The organism is Nocardioides sp. CF8 (assembly GCF_000389985.1).
GTDB lineage: Bacteria > Actinomycetota > Actinomycetes > Propionibacteriales > Nocardioidaceae > Nocardioides > Nocardioides allogilvus.
Genome location: NZ_CM001852.1, coordinates 4,055,851 through 4,064,896 on the forward strand (window position 1 = coordinate 4,055,851; position 9,046 = coordinate 4,064,896).

The following is a 9,046-nucleotide window of genomic DNA, read 5'->3' on the forward strand; positions in this document are numbered from 1 at the left end:
GCACAGGCCGAGCACGTGCCGCACTTCCGGTGCGCACTCGTCCAGGGCCAGTGATCCGTTGGCCAGCCGGGTGATCTGGCTGTCGGGTCGGTAGGTGCTGAAGGTGTCGTCCACCCACTGCCACCAGGCCACCACCTCATCGACCGCGGCCGCGGCGGGGTCGAGGTCGCGCACATCGAGGGTGAACACGGTGCCCATCACCTCGACGATCCGACGGGTGCCCTGGATGCGGTCGACAGCCGGCCCAGAGGCTCTTGCCGGTGCCGGGGGTGAGGCCGGTGGTGAGGTCGTCGGGGGGATCATGCGCCCTGGCCCGTCTGCGCGGCAGGGGCCACTTGATCGGCTGGCTGGTTGGTGATCTGGTCCAGAGCCGCTTGCAGCGAGCTCGCGTAGCCCTCGCTGGTGTAGGTGGCACCGGATACGGCGTGGATGCCGGCCCCTTGGGCGGCCAGCGCGTCGCGGCGCAAGATGGGGGCGGAGTAGTCGGCGATGCTGCCGGACTTCCCACCGGTGGGCAGAGCGACGGCCTGGACGTCGGTCAGCTTCCCACCCCTCACTGTGACGCGGACTTGGACCGGTCCGTAGCGGGTGGTGATCAGCGGTCCGGTCATGGTGCCCTGTGCGGTCGGGGCCAGCGCGACGTTGGACTGGCCGCCGAACGCGAGCGGGTCGGCCGAGGTGGCGGCCTTCCCGCCGATCAGCAGCAGCAGTCCGAGGACGGTGCCGGCGGTGGCCAGTGCGGGACGGTTCATGGCTCTTCCGCCTTCTTAGAACGTGAACTGTTCGGTGTGGATGTGTCGGGCTGGGACGCCGCAGCGCAGCAGGCTGTCGCGGGCGGCGTCCATGAATCGGGGTGGGCCGCAGACGAAGGCGTCGCGGTCCTCCAGGTCGGGGATCAGGTGGCGCAGGCGGTGGTCGACGAGGACGTCGGTGTCGCTGCCGGGTGCACCGAGGACGTAGTGCACCTCGATGTGCTCGGCTCGGGCGAGGGTGTTGAGCTCATGGGCGAGGATGATCTCCTCGGCGTGGTTGGCGCGGTAGAGCAACGTCACTGGACCAGCATCGAGCTCGGTGTCAGCGCCCGTGTCGTGGGCGTGGTGCTCGAGCATGGTGCGCAGCGGGGTGATCCCGATGCCGCCGGCCAGCAGGAGCACGCCGTGGCCGCGTCGGCGTGCCGGGGTGAAGGCCCCGTAGGGTCCTTCGGCGATCACTTTGGTGCCGGGACGCAGGCGCTGCAGGTCGCGGCTGTGGTCGCCGAGGTCCTTGACGGTGATCCGCAGCTCGGTGTCGGTCGGTGTCGCGGACAGGGAGAAGGGGTGGGACTGCCACCAGCCGGACGGGGTGAGGAACCGCCACCGGAAGAACTGTCCGGGTTGGGCGCCGAGCCGGTCCAGGCCCTCACCGGCGACGGTGATCGAGACCACGCCGGGTGCCTCGGTGGTCACCGAGGCGACCCGCAGCCGGTGCCGCAGGGCGTCGCGGACCGGGACCAGCCACCGGTACCACAACAGGGCGGCGCCGACCGCGGCGTACAGGGCGATCCAGGCGGCCTTGGCCCAGCCGGTCTGGAAGTCAGCGCCGGCGGAGAGCACGTGCAGGAAGCTCAACGCCACGGCGATATAGGTGAGCAAATGGATCAGGTACCAGGTCTCGTAGCTGACCCGGCGGCGCACCGTGCGGGCCGAGATGGCCCCGACCACGACGAGCAGGCCGAGCCCGATGGTGGCGATCAAGACGTTGGGGACCGCGACCAACAGGGTCGAGGCCTCCGCAAGGAACCCGGTCTGGGCGGTGATGGCGTAGCCCCAGGTGATCAACACGGCGTGCGCGATCAGCAGGCTGAGCAGGTAGCGGCCGCCCATGGCGTGCCAGCGGGCCAGCCGGTCCGAGCCAAGGCCGTGCTCGATCCAGGGTGCACGGCTCATCAACAGCAGGATGACTGCGACGGCGTAGCCGCCGAGCAGACCGGTGAGCCGCCCGGCCGAGGTGAGCCACTCCCCCAGGCCGGCCAGGATCGTGGTGTCGTGCCACCACAGTCCCAGGACGGCCGCAGTGCCAGCGAGGACCACGGTGAGCAGTCCGCGTTCACTCACCGTGCGGCGGGCGGGGCGACTCCCCCTGGCCCGCGCGGACTCGGGGGTGGGTATCGGGTGGGCCAGGGTCGTCGTCACCTCACTGTCTCCTCTCTCTCAGCTCACTGTCGGGGTCACTGTCGGGTCACTGCGGGGTGGTGGCGGGTGATGCGGTGGGGTGGGACGGGCCGGTCGGGGGATCTCGACCCGCCCCACCGTCGGGGGTGCCTCAGGCCGCGGCAGCCTGGGCGTCGGTGTCGGATTCGGCCAGCTGACGGTGCTTCTCGCTCCGGGAGAACCCGATGACGACCGCGAGGATGGTGGTCAGGAAGAGGCCGCTGGTGACCGTGGTCCCTAGGCCCAGGCCACCGGCGCTGGTCGGCTGGGAGAGCAGGTCGCCGATCGAGGCACCCAGGGGCCGGGTCAGGATGTAGGCGATCCAGAAGGCCAGCACGGCGTTGGTGCCGAACTTGTAGTAGGACAGGGTGATCACGCCGATCAGGGCGCCGAACATCAGTGCCGAGACGCCGAACCCGAGGGCGAATCCTTCGGCGACCAGGTCGCCGGCGGCGGTGCCGAGGGCGAAGGTGAACAGGATCGCCAGCCAGTAGAAGCCCTCACGGCGTGAGGTGACGATGGTGTGGATCGACAGCGTCCGCTCCTTGGCGTACCAGGCGGCGAAGGTGGCGGCCAGGGCGGCGGCGAACACCACGGTGGTGGTGACCAGGCTGACGCCGAAGTTGTCGACCAGGTTGTCGGTGATCAGGGTGCCGACGATGCTGATCAGGACCACCGCCAGCCAGTACACCGAGGGCACGTAGCGGCGGGTGCGGAACTGGACGGTCAGGACCACGGCGAGCAGGCCGGCCATGATCAGGCTGGTGGTGGTGAGGCCGAGGTTGAGGTTGGTGGCCAAAAAGTCCGCGGCGGTCTCGCCCACGGTGGTGGCCAGGATCTTGACGATCCAAAAGAACAAGGTGACCTCGGGGACCTTGTTGAGCATCGCCTTGGCGATATCTCGACGGTCCCCCGTCATCCCTCGGGTGATGGCGCTCATCTGATGTGTCCCTTCAAGTCGTGTGCGTCGATTGAAGGGATCGTGACTCAGGCGGCCTGCCGACAACCTGACTACCGAAGGGCTACTCCGGTTGCTCGGATGACCGGGCCGGTCCTTTCGGGACCGAAGGCAGGGTCAGCACGAAGTGCCCGCCACCCGGCCGACTGTCGAGGCGCGCCACGGCCTCCACGTCGCCACCCAGGGAGCGCGCCACCCGACGCGCCAGCGGCAGACCCAGGCCGGCGCCGTCACTGGTCGCGCCCCGGTGGCCGGGTACGAAGAGTCGTTCGACCTCGCCGGGCTCGACACCCGGGCCGTCGTCCTCGACGTGGAACTCGACCAGCGCACCGCGTGCCACCACGCGCAGCGTGACTCGGGAAGCAGCGTGGCGGACCGCGTTGTCCAGCAACGGGGACAGGGCGCGCTGCACGAGGTCCAAGGGCCCGGCGATCAGCACCCCGTCGGGCACCGAGGTCACCGTGACTCGCACACCGGGGCGCAGCTGCGACTCTTCGAGCAGGGGCGCGAGCACGTCACCCGGCGTGCTGCGACCGAACACGCCACCGGCGCGAGCCAGGTCCATCAGCGCCGTGATCGCATCCGACATGGTGTCGCAGGCCGCGACGATCCGACTCAGGGCCGCTCGTGGCTCCTCGGGGAGCTCCGGATGCAGGGCCGCGATCTCGGCCTCGGCGCGCACGGTGGTCAGCGGCGTGCGCAGCTCGTGCGCCATCTCCTGGGACAACCGCTGCTCGGAGCGGATCACCTCCGCGACCCGGCCCAGCAGGGTGTCGAAGGTGGTGGCCAGGCTGGAGATCTCATCGTTTGGCTCGCCCAGGGCGAAACGCCGGTCCAGGTCCTGCTCGCTCCACTCCCGGGCCCGGGCCGCCATCACCGAGACCGGTTTCAGGGCGCGGTGCAGGCTCCACGCCGCCACGCCCGCGCTCCCGAGTACGACGACGAACCCGAGGGCCAGGGTCACCAACAGCGCATAGTGCTCGGTCCGCTCATACGGCGCCAGGTTGACCGCGACCACCACCACCGCCGACACCTCGCCAGCAGCCCCCAGCTGCACCGGCACCGCGAGCAACCGATACTCATCATCGACGCTCGCGGTGGACCGCTGCTGGCTGGTCGACAGCTCCTCGACCGTGCGGCGCAGCGCGCCCTCAGCCGGCGCCCCCTCGACCAGACGCCCGGTGTCGTCGTAGACCCAGGTGGACCGGTCGAGGGTCTCGGTGGGGGTTTCCTGGGCCACCACCTGTCCGTCCCGCACGATCAGGGTCGAGGTCACCGCGTCCGCCCGATCCTGCAGCAGCCCGCTGACATCGCCCTCGACCGTGGAGGCCAGGACCTCGTGGACCAACAACGTCAACGCCGCCATCGCGATCAGGGTGAGCGCCACCGTCGTCCCCACCACCTGCTGCCGCAGCCGGGACCCTAGGATCAGCCCAACCCCTGATGATGTCTCAGGCGCCTCGGATGATGCGTGGTCTGGTGCCGCCTGCGGTGCCCCGCCCGGGTGCGAGTCGGTGGTCATCGCAGCGTGTACCCGACGCCACGGACCGTCTCGATCCCGACCGGGGCCTCGATGCCCTCCAGCTTGGTCCGCAGCCGTCGGATGTAGGAGTCCAGGGTGTTGTCGCTGACCATCGCCCCGTCCGGCCAACCGGCCGCCACCAACGTGCCCCGCCGCACCACCTCGCCGTCGCGACCAGCAATCGTCGCGAACAACCGGAACTCCGTCGGCGAGAGCCGCACCTCCTGGGCACCGAACGTGATCGCGTGCTTGCCGGCATCGAGCCGCAGTCCCGTCTCCGACGCCACCGGGGTCGTTCCCCGTCGGGCCAGAGCATCGAGGCGGACCAGCAGCTCGCTCACCGCGAACGGTTTGGTCAGGTAGTCGTCGCCACCGGCGTGGAACCCGGCCAAACGCTCGTGCACCGCACCCAGTGCCGTCAGGAACAGCACCGGCGCCGGCTGGCCCGCCGCCCGCAACGCCAAGCACACATCCCGGCCGTCCGCATCGGGCAGCCCGATGTCGAGCACGCACACCTGCACACCCGAGTCCTTGCCCAGCTGGCGAACCGCCTGCTCTCCAGTGCTCGTCGAGATCACCTCGTGCCCGGCACCCTTCAACGCCGCAACCAGCACCCCCCGCAGCGCCACGTCGTCCTCGCAAACCCCGACGACGGCCATCAGTGCTCCCCTCGGTCAAGGCCCGGGTGGTGTCCGTCCACCGACATGGCGGCCCGGTTCAGAGCCGGGGCGAGTGCCGAGCCATCCTCGTTTCTCACCGCGCTCTGCCTCTCGTCGCCGGCCCGTCGTTTCGCAGTAGGCCACCATGTCGAGTGGCCCGGCCTGGACGCCTCACGGTAGCCCGCACGAGTCCTGATTTGCCTGCCTGGGCGATCGCTCGACTCACTGGTCGGCAGCCTCGCGCTCGTTTCGTTGATAGGGAAGCACCAGCACGAAACGGGCCCCCAACGTGCCGACCTCGACGTTGAGGTTCCCGTCGTGCGCGGTGCTGATCTCCCGGGCGATCGCCAACCCCAGACCAGTGCCACCACTGGCGCGGGTGCGGCTCTCATCCAGACGCACGAAGCGTTCGAAGACCCGTTCGCGGTCGGCCTCAGGGATGCCCGGTCCGTCGTCCTCGACCACGACCTCGACGTTGTCGCCGCGGATCTGCAGGGTGAGGTCGACGTGACCCTCGGCGTGCCGTGCGGCGTTGTCAGCCAGGTTGCGCAACGCCCGGGCGAGCTGGACGGGGTCACCGTGGATACGCGCTGGCGGCGCCGTCACGGTCACCGTCACGGTGCCGAGCTTGCGGAGTCGCTCCGCCTCCTGGTTGACCAGGTCGTCGACGTCGACGTCGACAGATCGGACCCTGAGTCCGTGTTCGTCGACGCGCGCGAGCAGGAGCAGGTCCGCGACCAGGTGGTCGAGGCGGTCGAGCTCGTCGAGCACGTCGCGGCTCGTCGCAGTGAAGTCGCGGGTCTCAGGGTGCAGGGCGGCGATCTCATGGGCGGCGCGGATGGTGGCCAGTGGGCTGCGCAGCTCGTGCGAGGCGTCCCCGACGAATCGACGTTGTCGGTCACTGCCGGTCTCCAGCCGCTCCAGCATCGCGTTCATCGTGACCGCCAGCCGGGAGATCTCGTCGTCGCCATCGGGCACGGGCACCCGCGCATCCAGCTCCGTGGTTCCCTGGACCGTGGCGACCCGGGTCCGGATGGCCTCCACCGGGGCAAGGGCTCGACCCGCCAGCCAGTAGGAGGTCAGGGCGACCCCTAGCAGCACCACGGGATAGCCGATGAGCAACAGGGTGACGACCACCGCAGTGGACTGCCCGACCAGCTCGAGGCTTTGCGCGACCAGGACCACCACCGGGCCGTCAGGCCCTCTGACTCCCAAGGCGACCACGACGAAGTCCTCACCCTCACCGATGGGCAGCGCCGCTGAGCGGATGGTGCTGGTCGATCCCGGGTCTGGTCGGGCGTCGACCACTGCCGGTTCGCCGTCTACGGAGGGACTCGCGGCGAGGACGTTCCCGTCTGCGTCGACGATCTGTACCAGCGACTGGTCCCCGGCGCCGGCGGCAAGATCCGCGCCGGCCCCGTCCTGGACGACTTGCGCGGCGATGTCGGTGGCCTGCTGTTGGGCGGCCTCGGTGATGGAGGCTTCCAGTTGCTGGCGCTGCGCGAACGCGAACGCCAGCGCTGCGACAGCCAGGAAGACCGCGACGGCGAGGGTGGCCGCCGCGGTGGTCCGCCAGCGCACCCCACGAAATCTCCTCATCGCTGACTAGCCCCCTGCCCGGACAGGCGGTAGCCCACGCCACGAACCGTCTGGATCGACTGCCGACCGAAGGGCTGATCGATCTTGCGGCGGAGGTAGCCGACGTACACCTCGACGACGTTCTCGTCGCCTTCGTAGTTCAGGTCCCACACGGCCTGGAGAATCTCCAGCTTGGAGACCACGTCCCCGGGGTGGCGCATCAGGAAGTGCAGCAATCCGAACTCCCGCGGGGTCAGGTCGATCTCGGTTACGCCGCTGCGCACCATTCTGGTCGCCGGGTCCAGCGTCAGGTCCCCCACCTTCAAGACCGTGGGACGCTCGGGCGCACCACGTCGCACCAGTGCCCGCAACCGTGCCACGAGTACCACGAATGAGAACGGCTTGGTCAGGTAGTCGTCGGCCCCGAGATCGAAGGCATCGACCTGGTCGTACTCGCCGTCCTTGGCTGTCAACATCAGCACCGGCGTCCAGACACCGGCCTCCCGGAGACTCCGACAGACGTCGTAGCCGTTCAACGACGGCAGCATGATGTCGAGGACGAGTACGTCGTAGTCGCGCGACCGCGCGTGTTCGAGCCCCTCGGCCCCGTCGTGAACGAGGTCGACGACGAAGCCCTCGGCGACCAGACCCCGTCTCACGGTCTCCGCGAGACGGACCTCGTCCTCAACCATCAGTACCCGCACCGGTCGACCTGCCTTCCCTGTCAGACCCCATCTTGGCGGGCCGCGGCTGAGGACACGCTGTGAAGACACTTCGGGCGAGGGCCTTCTCAGGTTCCTCACAGCCGACGAGGCGCACGCTGAAGGGCTGCTACGTCCCCATGAAGGAGGCCTGCGCAGTCAGTCTGGACCTGGAGGAGCCGACGCCGTCCAATGAAAGGCCCGCGCGCGTGAACAGACGAACCATCATCGGTCTGACCGGAGCATTGACCGCGGCAGGCTGTGGTGTGACCGCCTTGCTCGCATTGGGGATCGTGGGCGGCACAACGCGACCCGACGAGGTTGCGAGAACCCCTGCCCCTGCGGTTTCGATAGCGACGCTCACCCGCATCGCCGTGGCGGGCGATACCGGTACCGGGCCAGGCAGCGCCATCGACGAGACCGTCCGGGCCATGGTCGACCAGGCAAAGCAGCGGGACTACGACGGGCTCGTCCTGCTGGGCGACCTGATCTACCCCGAGGGCGACGCCGACCAGGCCCGCAGCAGGATCACCGACGTCTTCGAGCCGATCCTCAGCCGGGGTGCACGCCTGGTGGCGGTGCTCGGCAACCACGACTACCTGAGCGACGAACAATCCGCCATCCTCACCGAGGTCGGTCGCGAGCAGACCTGGTACGTCGACCAGGTCGGCATCGTCCGCATCCTCGTCCTCGACACCGAGCAGGTCGACAATCCCGCCCAGACCACCTGGTTACAGGAAACGCTCGCCTCGCCGACCGAGGCTGCCTGGACGATCGTCGCGATGCACAAGCCGGCCTACTCCGCCGGCGTACACGGCTCAGACGAGGAGATCCAGCAACAGTGGGTGCCGCTCTTCGAGCAGTACGACGTCCCACTGGTGCTCGCCGGGCACGACCACGACTACCAACGGTCCAAACCGATCGATGGTGTCACCTACGTGGTCTCCGGCGGCGCGGCCACGCTCCGCCCCACCGGGCGTGAGGACTTCACCGAAGTCAGCACCTCGACCCGCCACTACGTCGACCTCCTCGCCGAGGACGACCGCCTGACGCTCCGCGCGATCGACCAGACCGGCATGCTCTTCGACTCCGTCGAGCTGTCCCATTAGCCATGCAGCAGCCGCGACCTCGCTGGTGCTGAGGGAGTCCTCAGGATTCCTCAGCCTCCTCACAGTGGCCCCCCGGCACTCTCTAGTTACGAGGTCGCAACCGGCGACCACCCACCGAGGAGACACAGCATGAGGAACCTCAAGCGCAACGCCGCGATCACCGGCGCCGCCGCGATCCTGGCCGCACTCGGCATCGGCGGCGCAGTCACCGCCCAGGCCACTACCAATGACCCGGCCCCGATCGTGCAGCAGTCCGATGGCGACGGCGAGGTCGACGACGCCACCGAGGTCGAAGGTGCCGAGGAGGCCAACGACGGTCCCGACCAGGGC

General features: G+C 69.2%; 9 protein-coding genes and 1 pseudogene. 2 read left to right on the plus strand and 8 right to left on the minus strand.

Going from position 1 to position 9,046, the window contains the following annotated elements:
• The 8 genes and pseudogenes from CF8_RS22735 to CF8_RS19795 all read right to left on the minus strand — a co-directional run.
• Positions 1–198 (minus strand): annotated as a pseudogene (locus tag CF8_RS22735) (FAD:protein FMN transferase); the annotation flags it as partial.
• A gap of 101 nt (positions 199–299) precedes the next feature.
• Positions 300–752: an FMN-binding protein gene (locus CF8_RS19765; protein ID WP_010834861.1), complete on the minus strand. Its 453-nt coding sequence runs from the start codon at positions 750–752 to the stop codon at positions 300–302.
• Positions 753–767: 15 nt separating this feature from the next.
• Positions 768–2,171 (minus strand): ferredoxin reductase family protein, encoded by a 1,404-nt coding sequence (locus tag CF8_RS19770; protein ID WP_051204283.1) that lies wholly within the window; start codon positions 2,169–2,171, stop codon positions 768–770.
• Between the two features lie 130 nt (positions 2,172–2,301).
• Positions 2,302–3,129: a COG4705 family protein gene (locus CF8_RS19775; protein ID WP_051204284.1), complete on the minus strand. Its 828-nt coding sequence runs from the start codon at positions 3,127–3,129 to the stop codon at positions 2,302–2,304.
• Between the two features lie 82 nt (positions 3,130–3,211).
• Positions 3,212–4,534, minus strand: a complete 1,323-nt coding sequence (locus CF8_RS19780; protein ID WP_051204285.1) for a sensor histidine kinase — start codon at positions 4,532–4,534, stop codon at positions 3,212–3,214.
• A gap of 131 nt (positions 4,535–4,665) precedes the next feature.
• On the minus strand, positions 4,666–5,328 hold the full coding sequence (locus tag CF8_RS19785; protein ID WP_010834865.1) for a response regulator transcription factor: 663 nt from the start codon (positions 5,326–5,328) through the stop codon (positions 4,666–4,668).
• Between the two features lie 222 nt (positions 5,329–5,550).
• A complete protein-coding gene (locus tag CF8_RS19790) occupies positions 5,551–6,909 on the minus strand; it encodes a sensor histidine kinase (RefSeq protein ID WP_010834866.1) in 1,359 nt (452 codons plus the stop codon).
• A gap of 14 nt (positions 6,910–6,923) precedes the next feature.
• Positions 6,924–7,679, minus strand: a complete 756-nt coding sequence (locus tag CF8_RS19795) for a response regulator transcription factor (protein ID WP_442937090.1) — start codon at positions 7,677–7,679, stop codon at positions 6,924–6,926.
• 68 nt (positions 7,680–7,747) lie between these two features.
• Between CF8_RS19795 and CF8_RS19800 the strand changes: the two genes are divergently transcribed.
• Positions 7,748–8,716, plus strand: a complete 969-nt coding sequence (locus CF8_RS19800; RefSeq protein WP_084622961.1) for a metallophosphoesterase family protein — start codon at positions 7,748–7,750, stop codon at positions 8,714–8,716.
• Positions 8,717–8,845: 129 nt separating this feature from the next.
• Positions 8,846–9,046, plus strand: a 201-nt coding sequence (locus tag CF8_RS22740) for a hypothetical protein (protein WP_036491597.1), incomplete at its 3' end; no start/stop codon positions are given.